The organism is Arthrobacter sp. Edens01 (genome assembly GCF_001307035.1).
In the GTDB taxonomy this organism is placed as follows: domain Bacteria; phylum Actinomycetota; class Actinomycetes; order Actinomycetales; family Micrococcaceae; genus Arthrobacter_B.
The window spans coordinates 306,245-323,694 of the sequence record NZ_LKIU01000006.1; the positions used below are offsets into that span (position 1 = coordinate 306,245).

At 63.1% G+C, this 17,450-nt stretch carries 16 protein-coding genes and 2 tRNA genes; 3 read left to right on the forward strand and 15 right to left on the reverse strand.

The genetic code is table 11. The features are described 5' to 3' along the window. Position 1 precedes the first annotated feature (1 nt). Positions 2-1,897 carry a Stk1 family PASTA domain-containing Ser/Thr kinase gene (gene pknB, locus AO716_RS15975; protein WP_055242785.1) on the forward strand — a complete coding sequence of 632 codons (1,896 nt, stop codon included), beginning with the start codon at positions 2-4 and terminating at the stop codon, positions 1,895-1,897. A gap of 30 nt (positions 1,898-1,927) precedes the next feature. Here pknB and AO716_RS15980 read toward each other — a convergent pair whose 3' ends face one another. From AO716_RS15980 to AO716_RS15990, 3 genes are read right to left on the reverse strand one after another with little or no spacing between them, the layout of a single operon-like run. Next, a complete protein-coding gene (locus AO716_RS15980; RefSeq protein ID WP_055242787.1) occupies positions 1,928-2,572 on the reverse strand; it encodes an aminodeoxychorismate/anthranilate synthase component II in 645 nt (214 codons plus the stop codon). Next, positions 2,569-2,748 (reverse strand): hypothetical protein, encoded by a 180-nt coding sequence (locus AO716_RS15985; protein ID WP_055242788.1) that lies wholly within the window; start codon positions 2,746-2,748, stop codon positions 2,569-2,571. The genes AO716_RS15980 and AO716_RS15985 overlap by 4 nt, the downstream gene beginning before the upstream one ends. A gap of 1 nt (position 2,749) precedes the next feature. Then, complete coding sequence (locus tag AO716_RS15990; protein WP_082413656.1) at positions 2,750-3,466, reverse strand: class E sortase; 717 nt, start codon at positions 3,464-3,466, stop codon at positions 2,750-2,752. 310 nt (positions 3,467-3,776) lie between these two features. Between AO716_RS15990 and AO716_RS15995 the strand changes: the two genes are divergently transcribed. Then, positions 3,777-4,034 carry a cell division protein CrgA gene (locus tag AO716_RS15995; RefSeq protein WP_055242791.1) on the forward strand — a complete coding sequence of 86 codons (258 nt, stop codon included), beginning with the start codon at positions 3,777-3,779 and terminating at the stop codon, positions 4,032-4,034. Between the two features lie 903 nt (positions 4,035-4,937). On the opposite strand, the gene AO716_RS16000 is transcribed toward AO716_RS15995, so the two are convergent. Beyond that, a complete protein-coding gene (locus AO716_RS16000) occupies positions 4,938-5,552 on the reverse strand; it encodes a rhomboid family intramembrane serine protease (RefSeq protein ID WP_321164379.1) in 615 nt (204 codons plus the stop codon). Positions 5,553-5,860: 308 nt separating this feature from the next. Beyond that, entirely contained in the window at positions 5,861-6,403 is a 543-nt protein-coding gene (locus tag AO716_RS16005; RefSeq protein ID WP_055242794.1) for a peptidylprolyl isomerase, read from the reverse strand. Between the two features lie 152 nt (positions 6,404-6,555). On the opposite strand from AO716_RS16005, the gene AO716_RS16010 reads away from it, so the two are divergent. Continuing rightward, the gene (locus AO716_RS16010; RefSeq protein ID WP_055242796.1) at positions 6,556-7,494 is read left to right on the forward strand and encodes a hypothetical protein; all 939 of its coding nucleotides are present in this window, start codon (positions 6,556-6,558) and stop codon (positions 7,492-7,494) included. 69 nt (positions 7,495-7,563) lie between these two features. Here the strand turns inward: AO716_RS16010 and AO716_RS16015 are convergent, their stop codons facing one another. The 10 genes from AO716_RS16015 to gnd form a co-directional block, all read right to left on the reverse strand. Continuing rightward, positions 7,564-8,496: a DMT family transporter gene (locus AO716_RS16015; protein ID WP_055242798.1), complete on the reverse strand. Its 933-nt coding sequence runs from the start codon at positions 8,494-8,496 to the stop codon at positions 7,564-7,566. Positions 8,497-8,658: 162 nt separating this feature from the next. Continuing rightward, positions 8,659-8,731, reverse strand: a tRNA-Ala gene (locus AO716_RS16020). A gap of 65 nt (positions 8,732-8,796) precedes the next feature. Continuing rightward, positions 8,797-8,916, reverse strand: a complete 120-nt coding sequence (locus AO716_RS17780; protein ID WP_211372315.1) for a DLW-39 family protein — start codon at positions 8,914-8,916, stop codon at positions 8,797-8,799. A gap of 44 nt (positions 8,917-8,960) precedes the next feature. Continuing rightward, positions 8,961-9,034, reverse strand: a tRNA-Ile gene (locus AO716_RS16025). 110 nt (positions 9,035-9,144) lie between these two features. Further along, positions 9,145-9,645 carry a DUF3566 domain-containing protein gene (locus AO716_RS16030; protein ID WP_055242800.1) on the reverse strand — a complete coding sequence of 167 codons (501 nt, stop codon included), beginning with the start codon at positions 9,643-9,645 and terminating at the stop codon, positions 9,145-9,147. Beyond that, a complete protein-coding gene (gene gyrA / locus AO716_RS16035; RefSeq protein ID WP_055242802.1) occupies positions 9,642-12,275 on the reverse strand; it encodes a DNA gyrase subunit A in 2,634 nt (877 codons plus the stop codon). The genes AO716_RS16030 and gyrA overlap by 4 nt, the downstream gene beginning before the upstream one ends. Before the next feature lie 49 nt (positions 12,276-12,324). Beyond that, positions 12,325-14,388, reverse strand: a complete 2,064-nt coding sequence (gene gyrB / locus AO716_RS16040; RefSeq protein ID WP_055242804.1) for a DNA topoisomerase (ATP-hydrolyzing) subunit B — start codon at positions 14,386-14,388, stop codon at positions 12,325-12,327. A gap of 283 nt (positions 14,389-14,671) precedes the next feature. Continuing rightward, positions 14,672-15,241: a DciA family protein gene (locus tag AO716_RS16045; protein ID WP_082413657.1), complete on the reverse strand. Its 570-nt coding sequence runs from the start codon at positions 15,239-15,241 to the stop codon at positions 14,672-14,674. Continuing rightward, complete coding sequence (gene recF / locus AO716_RS16050) at positions 15,204-16,388, reverse strand: DNA replication/repair protein RecF (protein WP_055242808.1); 1,185 nt, start codon at positions 16,386-16,388, stop codon at positions 15,204-15,206. Before recF ends, AO716_RS16045 begins: the two co-directional genes overlap by 38 nt. Before the next feature lie 75 nt (positions 16,389-16,463). Beyond that, positions 16,464-17,426 carry a phosphogluconate dehydrogenase (NAD(+)-dependent, decarboxylating) gene (gnd, locus tag AO716_RS16055; RefSeq protein WP_055242810.1) on the reverse strand — a complete coding sequence of 321 codons (963 nt, stop codon included), beginning with the start codon at positions 17,424-17,426 and terminating at the stop codon, positions 16,464-16,466. Positions 17,427-17,450: the final 24 nt, after the last annotated feature.

Genomic DNA, 17,450 nt, shown 5'->3' on the forward strand with positions numbered 1-17,450 from the left:
CATGAGTTCGGACTTCCTAAAGGGACACCCAACGCTGAACACCGACCGGATCCTTGACGGCCGGTATGAAGTGGGTGAGCTTATCGGCCGCGGAGGCATGGCCGATGTTTACCTGGGCCGCGATTCGAGGCTCGGCCGGGCCGTCGCCATCAAGGTGCTGCGCCCTGACTTGGCGCGCGATCCGCTGTTCCAGTCGCGGTTCCGCAGGGAAGCCCAGGCCGTCGCCGGCCTGAACCACTCCGCAATCGTCTCTGTCTATGACACCGGCGACCAGGCCCCGGCCAGCGGCTCCCCTGACGAAGTACGGCTTCCTTTCATCGTTATGGAGTACGTATCCGGACGGACTCTTCGGGACCTCATCAAGTCCGGTGACGTCACCGTTGACGAGGCTGTCGATTACACCCTGGGAGTCCTGGCTGCCCTGGAGTACAGCCACCGTTCCGGCATTGTGCACCGGGACATCAAGCCAGCCAACGTGATGGTGACCCACGACGGCCACGTGAAGGTCATGGACTTCGGCATTGCACGCGCAATTGCAGACTCCGCGGCCACCATGACACAAACCCAGGCAGTTATCGGAACGGCGCAGTACCTCTCACCCGAGCAGGCCCGCGGCGAAACCGTTGACGCCCGCAGCGACCTCTACTCAGCGGCGTGCCTGCTGTTCGAGATGCTCGCCGGGCGGCCCCCGTTCATCGGGGACAGCCCGGTCTCGGTTGCCTACCAGCACGTGCGGGAGGCACCCCCCAAAGCGAGCAGCTTCAACCCCGAGGTGACCCCCGCCCTTGATTCTGTGCTCGGGCATGCCCTCACCAAGGACCGTAATGAGCGGTACCAGAATGCGCACGCCTTCCGCGAGGCCCTCCTGGCGGCACGCGCCGGCACGGTAGACCCGCATCCAACGGCCGCCACACAGGCTGTCCCTCGCCAGTCCGTGCGCTCTGAGCCCGTTCCCTCCGATGAGCCGCGCACCCGCGCCATGGCACGTGTGCTCGAAGGCGGCCCTCTCACAAGCATCTCCGCCAGCGATTTGGACGAAGAAGAGGATAATTCAATCCTTCCTCCGTCCAGCCGTGCGGACGGGAATCCAGAGCGCAGCGGACGCCGCAGGGCCTGGATCATCACCCTGTTCGCGGCTATTGCGCTGATTCTGGCCGGCGGCAGCATTTACGCCTACAACCTCGTGAACCAGCCGCCTCCGCCGCCCGCGGTGGCAAGCATCCCGGACGTGGAGAACATGTCCCAGACTGACGCGATCAATGCGTTGCTTGCCGAAGGATTCAGGGCGCCGGTGACCGAACCCCAGTACAGCGACACAGTTGAGCCGGGCCTGGCCATCGGCACTGAGCCGGAGGCTGGCAGCACAGTGGAGCTCGACAGCGACATAACCCTCCTGATCTCCCAGGGCCCGTCTGCAGTACAGATCCCGGATACGCTGCCCGGGATGAGCGAGGCCCAGGCACGCGACACACTCCGCCTGCTTGGCCTGCAGGGAGGGGACACGGCCACGGCCAATAGTCCCACCGTCCCGGAAGGCAGGGTTATCGAGACCAAACCTGGTGTTGGTACTTCCGTCCAGACGGGAAGCACCGTGGATTTGGTGCTGTCCACCGGCAAGGTCACGGTCCCGAACCTCGTGGACACCAACGTGGAAGAAGCAAAGGCCTACCTCGCCGATCCCGCCTACGGGCTGGGGGTAGAGGTGGAAGAAGTCGAGAACAGTGTGGTTGAGCCGGGTACCGTGACTGGCCAGAGTGCGCCCGCCGGAAGCGACGTGCCGCAGGGAAGCACCATCACACTGACGGTGGCCAAGGCTCCTGAGCCCTCGCCGTCGGCCTCGCCCAGCTCCTCCGCATCACCATCGGCACCGGGAAACCGCAGGGGAGGCAACGGCTGACCGTTCCGGCCGGCTCTTGACTGCGGTTCCTCAGCCTGCGGAACTGATCAGCGGGCTCAGCGTTGAAGCGTGCGCTGCGGCCCCGGTGAGTCCCAGGGTTTCCAGCCAGTTCCCCAGCATCTGGTAGCCACCCTCCGTGAGTACCGATTCCGGATGGAACTGGACGCCGGACAGGGGAGCGGTGCGGTGGCGCAGTCCCATGATGATGCCGCTTTGCGTCCTGGCCGTCACTTCCAGCTCTTCCGGTACTGATTCCGCCACCGCTGCGAGGGAGTGGTAGCGGGTAGCAGTCAGGGGGCTGGAGAGTCCTGCAAACACGTCAGTTCCCTCGTGCTGAATCTGGGAAGTCTTGCCGTGCATAAGTTCCGGTGCGTGCGTGACCGTACCGCCAAATGCTTCGGCCAGAGCCTGATGACCAAGGCAGATGCCAAGCATGGGCTTGTTATTGGTACTGCACCAGCGGATCAAGTCGATGCAGATACCCGCCTCTGCCGGGGCCCCGGGTCCGGGGGACACAAGGACACCGTCGTGCTCGGCAGCCATTTCCCGGGCCTGGTCGGCACTGAGGTCGTCATTGCGGATAACGGTTGTCTCAGCGCCCAGTTCCTGGAGGTACCCCACCAGGGTGTAGACAAAGCTGTCGTAGTTGTCGACCACAAGGATGCGGGTACTCATTGCGTTTCAGAACCGCCAATCGTTGAATCCGTGAGGGGTGCCAGGAAACTGAATTCCGAGAACCAGGGGAAGACGTACATCATCAGGACCAGCACCACTCCGGCTGCCAGCACGAGAGCCGTAAGAATACGAACCCACAGGGGCCCCGGAAGATGCCGGAAGATCCAAGCGTACATTTTATCCCTGTCCTGCAGAGTTACGGCTGACGACTGCGGCTATCTCTTCGGGCGGTCCAGCTGATGCCGGCTGCCACGAGTCCAAAACTGCGTAGGAGATGAAGCGCTCCTCCGAACCAAACCGCGGATTGCAGGTGGTCAGCGTCAGGATGCGTTCTTCAGGCGCTATACCCGGCTGCGTGGGCACGGGGGCCAGTACGTCCACCCGGTCCGGCAGGACAATCTGGCTGTTGCGGAACACGTAGGTGTAGTAGCCCTGGGCGGTCTGCACATAGATCCGGTCTCCGGGCACGAGGGTGTCGACGGCGTCCAGCACCTGCCCGTGGGTCTGGCGGTGTCCGGCCAGGGCAAAGTTGCCAACCTCTCCCGGCATTGCTGTTTCGGGGTAGTGGCCCAGCCCCAGTGTGTCCAGGACCTCGGTGCCCACGCCCTGTGTGACAGGACGGGCATGCTCGGCGCCAAACCGGGGAATATAGATTGCGGCAAAGGTAGTTCCGTCGGTTTCCGGGGCTGGAAGCACCGCAGGGTCACCGTATGATTCGGGAAGCGGGATGGCCGGTGCTGCGGGGGCGGGCTCAAACCCGGCAAACAGCTCCTCCATGGCTGCTTCCTGGTTCCGGTCAGCTTCGATGTTGGTCCACCAGAGTTCCCAGACGACGAACAGCACCAGAACCAGGCCAAGGGTAATCAGCAGTTCGCCCATCACCTGTACGGCCATGGCGCCTTTGCCCCGTCTGCGCCGGGGAACGCGTGGCTTGCCGGATGGCGGCTCCGCAGCCTCAACTCCCCCGATTTTGTTAGCGGTACTCTCCACCCGGTTCCGGTCCTCTCAATGGCTGGCCGCGCATCCGGGCACGCCCGGTCTGCTCATTCGCTACGATTGGATGAGAGGGACCTTACACAACCGCCCGGCCCACCGCAGATACCCCGTCAGGATATAGCCAGCGGACCAGCCCAGGCGAGCTGTGCGGGGAACCCGCAGACCATAACCGTGCCGGCGTCCAGAGCCGGTTCCGCTAGGAGGATCCGTGCCAGAGTCCAAGTCCCGCAAGAAGCCCCCGGCAGCGACAGGAGCAGTGCCCGCCAAGGCGAAGTCCGAGCCGAAGCCGAACCCGGTCTGGTACAAGCCCGTCATGTTCGGCCTGATGATCATCGGCCTCATCTGGATCATCGTTTTCTACATCTCTGAAGGTGTTTACCCCGTCCCCGCCCTCGGGGCCGGAAACATCCTCGTGGGCTTCGGGGTCGCCATTGTGGGATTCCTGATGACCACGCGTTGGCGCTAGCCGACTACCGAGTCTCTTCGACTCCCGGGTTGCCATGGCAGCCCGGGAGTTCTTTTTTGACCGGGGACGGGCGCACCGCCGGCTGTACCCAGACCGTCGCTGCGCGGCTGACCTCGGCAGACCGCGGACGCAGCAGTTTTTAACAGGGTTACCCACAGGGGTACAGGTTCTCCACACATAGTTATCCACAGGGGTGGATAACTATGTGTGTGATCTTGCAGATAGAGACACCGTGCACCTCAGTGCCGTCCCTGCCTTATCCACAGCAGCAGGTGGAAAAGCTGGGGATAAAGCGTGCTCCGTGCACAGGGGTTTATACCCACCTTGTGCAGATAGTTATCCACAACGGTGGATAACTCTGTGGCTAGTGCGGGCCTTTTTGGCGCCAGCGCGGGGATGCGAGTTATCCACAGCTGTGGAATTACATGTGTGTAACTCATACACAGCACTGGATAACTCTGTCGAAGAGTTACCCACCGGCTGTGCACAACTTCTCAGCAGGCCTGTGGATAACATCCGCGGTCTGCCCTGTCCCTCTATCCGGCGACCGTGCAGAACACCCCCAGGATCCGAGTTACACCACTGTAAGTTATTAACAATGTGGGTATCTCTGTGGATAACTGGGGGCGACCCTGTGGATGGACTGGTTGCCGCACAGCTGTGACCCGACTGCGGCGCTGCAGCATTTTTCCTCAGCGGAAGGAGAGCGCGGTCCGGCGGGGTTGTCCGCAGGAGCCGGCGTGTGTGTGGCCACGCACAGGAGAACGCCAAATAGGGCACGCCGCACGGCCGCCGGGAGCTGGACTAACTCCCGGCCGGGACGCGGGGAAAGAGTGCGGGGTAAGGTGGGAGCCGGCGCAAGGGACCGGACAAGCCGGCTGCTGGAGCCCGCCCGGAAGGCGTCTAAGGCTGGAAGCTGGGCGCCCAGACGAAGCTGAGAACCGCGAGCACCACTGTAATGAGGGCAAGTCCGCCGAACTGGAAGAGGGAACGACGCGGGCCCTTCGGTGCGTAGGCCAGGACGGCGCCGCAGGCTGCACCGGTTACCAGGCCGCCCAGGTGGGCCTGCCAGGAGATGCTGGGGTAGACAAAGCCAAGCACCAGGTTGATGCCGATTAGGATCAGCAGGGCTTTCACCTCACCGCCACGCTGCCGCTGGATGACGAAGAGGGCACCAAAGAGTCCGAAGATGGCTCCGGACGCACCAACTACTGCCTGCAGGCCCGGGGCAAGCATAAGCACGCCGATCGAACCGCCGAGTGCGGAGATCAGGTAAAGCAGGGTAAACCGCAGCCTGCCAAGCAGCGGTTCAAGCGACCTGCCCAGCAGCCACAGGGCATAGAGGTTAAAGGCGATGTGGAAGATGAAGCCGGGGGAGTGCAGGAAGGCGGCAGTGAGCATGCGCCACGGTTCGACTTGTGCGTAAACCGGGGCGAACCAGAACAGCTCCGTAAAGCCGGGAACAATCCATTGCAGGGCGTAGGCCACACCGCACAGGACCATGAGCGTAATGGTCACAACGGGTTTTCCGGCACGAACCGCGCCCCCGTATTGGGTCCGGTACGCCGGGGACTGGCGGCGGCTTTCCTGAAAACAGTCAACACACTGGATGCCCACCGGTGCCGTGTGCTGGCACTCAGGACAGGCGGCACGGCCGCACCGCTGACACCTTATGTAGCTGACCCGGTCGGGGTGCCGGGGGCAGACAGGCACATCGTGGGCAGGTGTTCCGGCAGGTACTCCATAGGACATGGTGTGTGTGCTCCAGGAAGTTCTAAAGAGGGATACCCCGGCCGGCGGTACCGGCCGGGGTTCCGGCGAAGCGGCTAGAGCTGCTCGACGGTGATGCTGTTGATAACAACATCTTCGGTCGGCTTGTCCCGCATATCGGTGGGAACGGCGTTGAGCGCGTCCACGATTGCCTTGGACTCGTCATCGGCAACTTCACCGAAGATGGTGTGCTTGCCCTGCAGCCAGGTGGTGGGAACAGAGGTGATGAAGAACTGCGAGCCGTTGGTGCCCCGGCCCATCTGGATGCCCGCGTTCGCCATTGCCAGCTTGTACGGAGTGGCAAAGTCCAGGTCCGGGCTGATCTCGTCGTCGAACTGGTAACCCGGTCCGCCCGTGCCGCGGCCCAGGGGATCGCCGCCCTGGATCATGAAGTCCTTGATGATGCGGTGGAAGATGGTTCCGTCATAGAGCGGACGGCTGGTCTTCTCGCCGGTTGCCGGATCAGTCCATTCGATCTCTCCGGTTGCCAGGCCGACGAAGTTACGGACCGTCTTCGGCGCGTGGTTGCCGAAGAGGTTGATCCGGATATCGCCCTTGGTCGTGTGGACGGTTGCTTTTGCGGTAGGAATAGCAGTCATAACGCTCATTCTTCCACGGCGGCCTTACAGGCGGCTGGAAAACGCTCTGTTCAGCGCACAGTGAAAATCCAGTGGCTGGCAGGGCTCTGATAGCACAGAACCGGCATTGCACGTAGGCTAAGGCTGAACCGTCACTATCCTGGGAGGTAGTTTTGAACAAGAAGGACCGCATTGCCCGTGACTTCGAAGCGAATGTCACCGCAGGCGTGGAAACGGCGCGTGACTGGGCAACCCCCAAAGTAGAAGCAGCCGTCGGATGGGCAGTTCCCCGCATCGAAAAGGGAATCGAAACCGCCTCTCCGAAGATCCAGGACGGACTCAAGCGCGCAGCCGATGAGATCGCGCAGGGAGTCGCAGTCGTGACTCCGCGGCTCCAGGACGGCCTGCAGAAGGTCGGCCCCAGGATTAGCCAGGTTGTCGACGACGCTGCGCCGAAAATCCAGACCACCCTGGATAAGGCTTCGCCGGCCCTGACCCACGCCAAGGACAAGGTTGTGGACAGCTACATCCCCACTCTGTCCACCCGTATTGGCGACGCGGCAGATTCAGTTACGCGCAGTCTCGGAACCGCAGCTGTTCCGGTACAGACCGCCGTTGCAAAGGCCACTGGCAACAAGAAAGCCCTCAAGCAGGCTCAGAAGGCTGCTGCGAAGGCCGCCAAGGAAGCCCGGAAGCAGAACAAGAGCGGTGGCAAGGGCTGGCTCATCTTCGGCATCATCGCCTCCGCTGTGGTTGCCGGCGTAGCAGCCTGGCGTGCTTCGCGTCCGGTCGAGGACCCGTGGAAGACCCCGGCTCCGGCCCAGCCGTCTGTTCCGGTCCCGGCACCTGCCCCGGCCGCTGAAGCAAAGCCCGCCGCTCCCGCAGCCAAGGCGGCAGATACTCCTGCTGACAAGGCCAAGGACACTGCTGCTACGGCCGCTGAGAAGGCCAAGGACGCCGCCCAGACTGTGAAGGAAGCTGCTGCTTCCAACACGCAGAAGGCCGGCACCAAGGCCGCTGACGCAGCCAACAACGCCAAGGACGCCGCAGCTGCGAAGTCCGGCGGTGCACACGCAGACACCTCGGCCAAGGCCGACAAGCCGCAGAAGTAGGCTTTAGCTGCAGGAAAGGGACCGGATGCTTCAAGCATCCGGTCCCTTCCGGTTTACGGCTTCGCAGGGTCAGCGCTCCACATCCCCGCCAAGCGCGGGCGGTGCAGGCGGCAGCGGTTCCCCGCATGGTGGGGGCGGAGTACTTTCACGCCGTTTAGCCTGGCCCAGCAGTACGACGGCGAGGCCGCCCAGGATCACAGCGAGCCCGGCGTAGGTTCCCCCAGGCAGTTCCTCGCCCAGGAAGATCGCGGCCAGGATCGCTGCCCCGGGTATTTCCAGCAGAATAATCATCGAGACAACCAGCGGGCTGATCACGGCCAGCAGGTGATTGAACACCGTATGTCCCAGCAACTGGGCCATGAGGGTCACGCCCAGGATTCCCGCCCAGGCCGCCGGCGGAAAGCCGATGACGGGCTGCCGGAAGGCCAGGCACATAACCGCCAGTACCAGGGCGCAGAACCCGTAGCAGAGCGTTGTATAGGTGCCCGTGGACATGGTGCGCCGGGCCTTGCCTCCGGCTATTGTGTACAGCCCGGCCAGGGCACCACCTGCCACAGCCAGCGCGTCTCCGAGCAGTGCCTGCGGCGAGAGCGCGATGTCGAACCCGGTGATGACGAGGACTCCCACGAAGGCAATGACAAGGCCGGCAAGCGTCTGTGCGGCAACCTTTCGTCCGCGGAAGACATCGAAGAGAGCAATCCACCCGGCCTGCAGGCAGACCAGAGCGGTTGCGACAGCCACGGAAGTCAGCTGCAGGGCAGTGATGAAGCAGGCGAAGTGCAGTGCCAGGGCGACCGATGCCAGGGCAGTCCAGCGCAGCTCAGTGCGGTTGAGGCTGAGGAACTGCTGCCGTCCGCGCACTCCTGCAGGAACTCCCATGATGAGCGCTCCGAGTGCATTGCGCCAGAACGCGATGGCGAGGGCCGGTGCCGCAGTGGCGGCCATAATGGGTCCGGACGCGGAGACGCCCAGCACGCCGACTACGGCGAGGAGAAAGGTCATTAGAAGAGGTTATTCCCTGTGTGCGCCCACCGGCTGTGGCCGCGCCGTGTGCGCGGAGCCGGGGAGCGAGGGAAACCCGGAAATCCGGGCGGAATGTTCGGACTGTGCGTAAGCCGTTAAAGCGGAAAGTCCCGGCCGTTACCGGCCGGGACTTTCTTTCGGTGGAGGCACGGGGACTCGAACCCCGAACCCCCTGCTTGCAAAGCAGGTGCGCTACCAATTGCGCCATGCCCCCGAAATGGAACTGCTTCAGTATATCCCACCCGGAAGGGTGTTCAAACCAAGCTGCTCCGGATGGAGCTACTCAACCTTGTCGGTCGAGGCCTTCCAGACAGATTTCTCCGCGGCAGTTTCCTGCCATTTCTTGAAGGCGAAGACTCCCGCTGCCGTCGCCGCTGCAATTGCAATCAGCTTCTTCACAGTGTCTCCTTGCCGTTGTGGTCAACCATTTTCATGGTTTTCCGTGGGCGTACCAGGACTTGAACCTGGGACCTCTTCGTTATCAGCGAAGCGCTCTAACCGCCTGAGCTATACGCCCCGATACCTCACCGGGCCGAGATAAGACTCTACCGTACCCTCGGCCACTTCAACAAATCGGGTTCATTCTTCCGGCGCGGGCCGTTTGCCCGCGCCGGAAGAGAGCCGTTTTTAGTCGTCGGTGAGGGTCACGCCGATGCCGCCCACCAGAGTGGAGGCAATGTTGTAGAGCACGGCCGAAAGCATCGACAGTGCCGTCAGGAGCAGGACATTGACGACGGCGATGATGGTCGCGAAGGAGACCACCTGTCCCAGCGAGGCGAACTCACGCAGGTCGAATCCACCGGATTCGGAGCCTGCAATTTCGCCCAGGAGACGGTTCACCTGGTCGAAGATGCCGGTGAGGTCCAGGACCGTCCACAGGACAATCGCTGCCACAACCGTGACCACACCAAGGGCCACGGAGAGCAGGAAGGACATCTTGAGAACCGACCACGGGTCGATCTTGCTTACCAGAAGGCGGGCCTTGCGGGCCTTGGCCTTGGGTGCCGGCTTGACCAGCGGCTGCCGGTTTCCTGGCGCGCTCTGACCCGTCCCAGGCCGCTGGGCGGGCCGGGCGGGGGTTTTTACCCGCGGGCCGCCGGACCTGGCATTAGAGTTGGTCGAGCTCACTCGCTACCTCCATCTTCAGCAGACTGCGCGTCGCGCCCAGCCGTTTCGTCTGTAGACAACGGTACTTCATCCACAGTTGCCTCCACAGACTCGCCTTCGGCAGCTGCGTCGTCCTCGTCCGCTTCCACGGCGAGGTCACGCTCGGAGTTCCGGGCCACAGCGATGATGCGGTCGTTCTTGTCCGGCTTGGCGAAGATGACGCCCATCGTGTCGCGGCCCTTGGCCGGGACACCGGAGACTGCTGAACGGACAACCTTGCCGCCCTGCATGACTACCAGGACTTCGTCCTCTTCCTGGACGATCATGGCGCCCACCAGGTGTCCCCGGTCTTCGTTGTACTTGCCAACCTTGATGCCCAGGCCGCCGCGGCCCTGGACCCGGTATTCGTCGACGGAGGTGCGCTTGGCATAGCCGCCCTCTGTCACGATGAACACGTATGAGTCCTCGGTGACGACGTCAGCTGCCAGCAGTTCATCATCCTCGCGGAACTTCATGCCGGTAACGCCGGAGGTGGCACGGCCCATGGGGCGCAGCGCCTCATCGGTGGCAGTGAAGCGCAGGGACTGGCCCTTGCGGGAAACGAGCATCAGATCATCGGTTTCGCTGACCAGCTGCGCCGAGACGACCTCGTCGCCTTCGCGCAGGTTGATTGCGATGACGCCTGCGGAACGGTTGGTGTCGTAGTCGGACAGCTGGGTCTTCTTGACCAGGCCGCGCTTAGTGGCGAGCACCAGGTAGGGAGCTGCTTCGTAGTCGGGCAGGTCCAGCACCTGGGCAATGTGTTCGCCGGGCTGGAAGGCCAGGAGGTTAGCAACATGCTGGCCCTTGGCATCGCGCCCGGCTTCAGCCAGTTCATAGGCCTTGGCACGGTAGACGCGGCCCAGGTTAGTGAAGAAGAGCAGCCAGTGATGCGTGGTGGTGACAAAGAAGTGTTCCACAACGTCGTCACCGCGCAGCTGGGCTCCACGGATTCCCTTGCCGCCGCGGTGCTGGGCACGGTAGTTGTCGCTGCGGGTGCGCTTGACGTAGCCGCCGCGGGTGATGGTGACGACCATTTCCTCTTCGGGGATCAGGTCTTCCATGCTCATGTCGCCGTCGTAGCCCATCAGGACCTTGGTACGGCGATCGTCCCCGTGCTTGTCCACGATCTCTGCCAGCTCTTCGCTGACAATGCTGCGCTGGCGTTCCTCGGAAGCCAGGATCGCGTTGTACTCGGCGATTTCAACTTCCAGCTTGGCGTGCTGGTCCTGGATTTTCTGCCGTTCCAGTGCTGCCAGGCGGCGCAGCTGCATGTCCAGGATGGCCTGGGACTGCAGTTCATCGATGTCCAGCAGCTGCATCAGGCCGGTACGGGCCTCATCGACGGTGCTGGACCGGCGGATCAGCGCAATGACTTCGTCCAGGGCGTCCAGTGCCTTGAGCAGCCCGCGGAGGATATGCGCCACTTCCTCCGCCTTGCGCAGGCGGTAGCGGGTACGCCGGACAATAACCTCGAGCTGGTGGGTGACCCAGTGGCGGATGAACGCATCCAGGCTCAGCGTGCGCGGCACCCCGTCAACGATGGCAAGCATGTTGGCGCCGAAGTTGTCCTGCAGCTGCGTGTGCTTGTACAGGTTGTTCAGCACAACCTTGGCAACGGCGTCGCGCTTGAGCACAATCACCAGGCGCTGGCCGGTTCGGCCGGAAGTTTCATCGCGCATGTCGGCGATGCCGGTGATCTTGCCGTCCTTGACCAGTTCGGCAATCTTGATGGCCAGATTGTCCGGGTTGGCCATGTAGGGCAGCTCGGTGACGACCAGGCATGTACGCCCCTGGATTTCCTCCACGTTGACCACGGCCCGCATGGTGATGGAACCGCGGCCGGTGCGGTAGGCATCCTCGATGCCCTTGTGGCCCAGGATGGTGGCGCCGGTGGGGAAGTCAGGTCCCTTGACGCGCTTGATCAGTTCCTCCAGCAGCTCCTCATTGGAAGCTTCGGGGTGCTCGAGGTACCACTGCACACCGTCAGCCACCTCGCGCAGGTTGTGCGGGGGAATGTTGGTGGCCATGCCGACGGCGATGCCCGAGGAGCCGTTGACCAGCAAGTTCGGGAAGCGGGCCGGCAGGATGGTGGGTTCCTGGTTGCGGCCGTCGTAGTTGTCCATGAAATCGACGGTTTCCTCGTCGATGTCACGGACCATTTCCATGGCCAGCGGGGCCATCTTGGTCTCTGTATAACGAGGTGCAGCAGCCCCGTCGTTACCGGGGGAACCGAAGTTGCCCTGTCCGAGCGCCAGCGGGGCGCGCATGACCCAGTCCTGGATCAGGCGGACCAGCGCATCATAGATCGCGGAATCGCCGTGCGGGTGGTACTGGCCCATGACTTCGCCGACTACGCGGGCGCACTTGTTGAACGAGCGGTCCGGCCGGTAGCCGCCGTCGTACATCGCATAGATAACGCGGCGGTGCACGGGCTTCAGGCCGTCGCGCACGTCCGGGAGGGCGCGCCCGACGATGACCGCCATGGCGTAGTCCAGGTACGAGCGCTGCATTTCAGTCTGCAGGTCGATCTGCTCCACGCGGTCGGAGAGGACGTTCCCGCTGAGGGGCTCGAGTTCGCCGCCGGGTACTTCCGGGGTCTCATCACTCATTGGTTGTGTTCCGTTCTAAGTTCTCGAAAAAGTCCGGGTAGCTGCGGCACTAGATGTCCAGGAACCGGACGTCCTTGGCGTTCTGTTGGATGAAGTTGCGCCTGGATTCGACGTCTTCGCCCATGAGCACCGAGAAGACCTGGTCCGCGGAGGCTGCGTCGTCCATGGTGACCTGCAGCAGGGTGCGGTGGTCCGGGTCCATGGTGGTGTCCCACAGCTCGGTGTAGTCCATCTCGCCCAGGCCCTTGTAGCGCTGGATGCCGTTGTCCTTGGGAAGACGCTGGTTGTTTGCCAGGCCGCGCGCCACGACTTCGTCGCGTTCCCGGTCGCTGTAGACGTAGTCGTGCGGGTGGTTGGACCACTTGATCCGGTACAGCGGAGGCTGGGCCAGGTACACGTAACCCTGCTCGATCAGCGGACGCATGTAGCGGAAGAGCAGTGTCAGCAGCAGGGTGGTGATGTGCTGGCCGTCGACGTCGGCATCGGCCATCAGCACGATCTTGTGGTAGCGGGCCTTCTCGACGTCGAAGTCTTCGCCGATGCCGGCACCGAATGCCGTGATCATTGACTGGACTTCAGCGTTGGAGAGCGCCCGGTCCAGCCGGGCACGCTCCACATTCAGGATCTTGCCGCGCAGCGGCAGGATGGCCTGTGTTTCAGGGTTGCGGCCGCGGACGGCGGAACCGCCTGCCGAGTCACCCTCCACGATGTAGATTTCAGACTTCGACGGGTCCTTGGAGGAGCAGTCCTTCAGCTTGCCCGGCATGCCGCCGGACTCCAGGAGTCCCTTGCGGCGGGTGGATTCGCGGGCCTTGCGGGCCGCCAGCCGGGCCTGGGAGGCCTGGATCGACTTGCGAATGACATCGCGGGCAGGACCGGGATTGCGTTCCAGCCAGTCACCGAGCTGGTCGGTCACGACGCGCTGGACGAAACCCTTGACCTCGGAGTTGCCGAGCTTGGTCTTGGTCTGGCCTTCGAACTGCGGTTCGGCGATCTTCACGGAGATGACGGCGGTGAGGCCTTCACGGATGTCGTCACCCGTAAGGTTGTCGTCCTTCTCCTTGATGATGTTCTTTTCCCGCGCGTACCGGTTGATCAGCGAGGTCATGGCAGCACGGAAGCCTTCTTCGTGCGTTCCGCCTTCATGCGTGTTGATCGTGTTCGCGTACGTGTGGACACTCTCGGAGTACGCGGTGGTCCACTGCAGGGCCATTTCCACGGCCATCTTCTTGTCATTGTCTTCGGTTTCGAAGGCAATGATGTCGTCGTGGATGACCTCCACCTTTTTGGAGCTGTTCAGGTGATGAACGTAGTCCAGCAGGCCGTTGGCGTACATGTAATCGACACTGCGGTGCTTCGGAGCATCGTCTTCGGCGCCGTCCTCGGCAATTTCCTCGGTCACGTCGTCGAGCTGGCGCTCATCCGTGAGCACGATGCGCAGGCCCTTGTTCAGGAATGCCATCTGCTGGAACCTGGCACGCAGGGTTTCGAAGTCGAACTCGGTGGTCTCGAAGATCTCCGGGTCCGGGTAGAACGTCTGGGTGGTGCCGGTTTCTTCGGTTTCCTCACCCTTGCGGAGGCCTCCCACCGGGTGGCCGCCGTTCTCGAAGGTCTGCCGCCAGACAAAGCCCTGGCGCTTCACCTCGGTTTCGACGCGGGCAGAAAGAGCGTTCACCACGGAGATGCCAACACCGTGCAGGCCGCCGGAAACGGCGTATCCGCCGCCGCCGAACTTGCCGCCGGCGTGCAGGATTGTCATGACAACCTGGACCGTCGGCATGTTTTCCGTCGGGTGCATGTCCACGGGGATGCCGCGGCCGTTGTCCGTTACCCGGACGCCGCCGTCGGCCTGGAGCGTGATGTCGATCCGGTCGCAGTATCCGGCCAGGGCTTCATCAACGGAGTTGTCCACCACTTCATAGACCAGGTGATGCAGACCGCGGGGTCCGGTGGAACCGATGTACATACCCGGGCGCTTGCGCACAGCTTCCAGGCCTTCAAGAACAGTAATCTCATTGGCGCCGTACTCGTGCGGTGCCAGAGCTTCGCTGTCTTCCTGGGGGGCGGGCTCCGTGTTGTCTAGCTCGTTGCCAAGCTCATTGTCGTTAGCCACAGGTGCTGTCGACTCCTCTTGTGTCGGTCAGAATTTGGCACCCCGTCCTGCAGGGGACAGAGCGCCTCTACTACCAATTCTACCGTGCTAAGGGTACCTTTGCTGGCCAAAACACCCCTCCAGAGGCCACTAAAGCCACTTTTGAGCCAGTTTTGAGTGCTCACACGGCTCCGGATACGTCCTCCGGGGTTTGCAGCCCGCAAACCCGCACGGAGGGCGTGTGAAGCCGAGCACAAAAAGAGCGAATTTTCAACAACTTTTTTCGCTCCTTTCACACGCGGTGCTATCCGTACGTGTCCCGGGGGCCCCGGCCCTTTACGCTCCTGAGTCCCTTGCGCCAGTTTGGTGCCGCCGGCCCAATAACTTCGATCCGCGTCACGACGCCGGAGCCGAGTTCGGCGTCGAACCGTTCAATCAGCGTCTGGCGCAGCAGCCGAAGCTGGGTGGCCCAGGCAGTGGAGTCGCAGCGGACCTGGACGGTGGTGTCGGAAAACGATTCGGGTTTGCAGTGGGCGCTGACCTCCGGGCCTACGAGTTCCTCCCACCGGGAGATCACGGACCCTACGGCCACGGGTGAATTCCAGCCCCGCTCATTCACGAACCGGCTAAATACCTTGCCCAGCCCCTGGGGGTCCCTTCCGGTGTACTCCCCCGGAACGAACCGGGGAGTTCTGCGTGCACCCTGCTTCCGCTGGCTGGCCGGAACCCGCTGATTGCCGCGCGCCTGGGCAGCCTGGCGCATCCGGTTGAGCTGTTCTCGGGCCGCGTCCGGAAGGTCGCTGCCGTCGGCGGCCGGGTCATCCGGCCCCTGGTTCTCAGCTGGAGGCTGCACGGATTCCTCCTGGCACAACATGGATCTGTTCTCCCGCAAGGGCTTCGGGTATGTCCTCCCCGACGGCGGCGGTAACGAGGACCTGCTCGGCGCCGGCAACAATCGAGGCCAGCCGGCCCCGGCGTCCGGCATCCAGCTCCGCAAAAACATCATCGAGGATCAGGATGGGACCTGAACCGGGTGTTGGGTCGTCGTCGCGAAGCAGGTAGTAGGACCCAAGCCGCATTGCCAGGGCAAGTGACCAGGTCTCTCCGTGCGAGGCGTACCCCTTTGCCGGAGCCTGGCCAAGAATCAGCTCAACGTCGTCCCGGTGCGGGCCAACCAGGGAAATCCCTCGGTCAATCTCCCGCTTGCGGTTTGCTGCGAATGCCTGCAGGAACCGGGCACGCAGTTCCTCCTGCGTCAGTCCCAGCAGCTCGGCCGAATCAGCGCCTCCCGGGGCGGCGCCGTCGTCATCCACCTCGCCGACAAGCGTTGAGCGGTACGTGCTGCAGGCCTTCTTGGATCCGTCTGTCAGGTCCTCGTAGGCGCCCTGAAGGTGGGGGGTAAGCCGGTCCAGCGCCTGCAGGCGGGCAGCAAGAAGCTGGGCGCCTGCTTCAGCCATGTGGTGGTCCCAGACCTCCAGTGTGGCCTCGTGGGCGGAGGTAAACCGCCCGCTCACGCGGGCGGACTTCAGCAGGGCATTGCGCTGCTTGAGCACACGCTCATAATCCGCCCGGGTCGCTGCGTGCCGCGGGACCAGGGAAACAATGAGGTCGTCCAGGAAACGGCGGCGTGCAGAGGGATCGCCCTTGACCAGGGCCAGGTCTTCCGGAGCGAAGAGCACCGTGCGGCAGATGCCGAGGATGTCGCGCGCACGCACCGGGTTGGCCCGGTTGATCCGTGCACGGTTGGCCCGTCCCGGATTGATTTCAACTTCCAGGGCGGTGGCCTGTGATCCACGGACGATGCGGGCGCGCACCAGGGCCTGCCCGGCGTCGAATCCGACCAGCGGGGCATCGGAACTGACCCGGTGGGAAGAAAGCGAAGCAAGGTAGCCGATTGACTCGACGATGTTGGTCTTGCCCGTGCCGTTGGGGCCGACAAAAACGCTGACGCCGGGAGTGAGGCTGAGGTCCAGCTGCGCGTAGCTTCGAAATCCGGTTAGTGAAAGGTAATCAACGTACACGCTGCTCCACCTGCTGTTACCTTCCTGTTCCTGCGTCTGTGCTGTAGTGCCGGGTCCTCTCCAGACTACCGCCGGTTATTCCGGAGCTCCGGCTTCACCGATTGCCTCTTCAGCCGGCGTCCGCGCCCGGGTTCCGGCTGATCCGTTTCCGTCGCCGGCAGCCTCCTTCACGGCGTGGCCGCCGAACTGGTTCCGCAGGGCAGCGACCAGTTTCATGGCAGCGGAATCATCCTGCCGGGAGGCGAAACGGGCGAAGATGGCTGCGGAGATCACCGGGACCGGGACTTCGGCTGCGAGGGCTTCTTCCACAGTCCAGCGGCCCTCGCCGGAATCCTCCACGAAGCCTGCGACACGGCTTAGCCCGGGGTCTTCCTGTACAGCTTTGACAGCGAGTTCCAGGAGCCATGAACGGATCACCGTTCCGTTTTGCCAGGCCCCGAAGATGCCAGGCACATCCGTAATGATGTCCTGGGCTTCAAGGAGCTCGTATCCTTCGGCATATGCCTGCATCAGTCCGTATTCGATGCCGTTGTGGACCATCTTGGCGTAGTGGCCGGCGCCGGTGGCCCCGGCATGGACAAAGCTGTCCGCCCGCGCACCTTCCGGGCGAAGGGCATCAAAAACCGGCATTGCCTCCGCGACGTCCGCTGGATCGCCTCCGACCATAAGCCCATAGCCGTTTTCCCTGCCCCAGACACCGCCGGAGACTCCGCAGTCCAGGTATCTAATTCCCTTGGCGGCCAGCCGCGCGGCGTGTTTCCCGTCTTCCGTGAACCGTGAATTGCCCCCGTCGATGACCAGGTCTCCCTCGGTCAGGACTTCGGACAGGTCCGTAATCACCGCGGATGTCACGGCACCGCTGGGCACCATGACCCAGACGATGCGGGGAACGGGGAGCATGGATGCCAGCTCTGCAAGCGACCCGGCATCGGAACGAACCGGGTCCCGGTCAAAACCGGATACCTGGATTCCTTTGGACCGCAGCCGCTCACGCATGCTGAAGCCCATTTTCCCGAGTCCAATCAGGCCAATGTGCATTTCGGTTCCTTCCTTCTCAGGTCC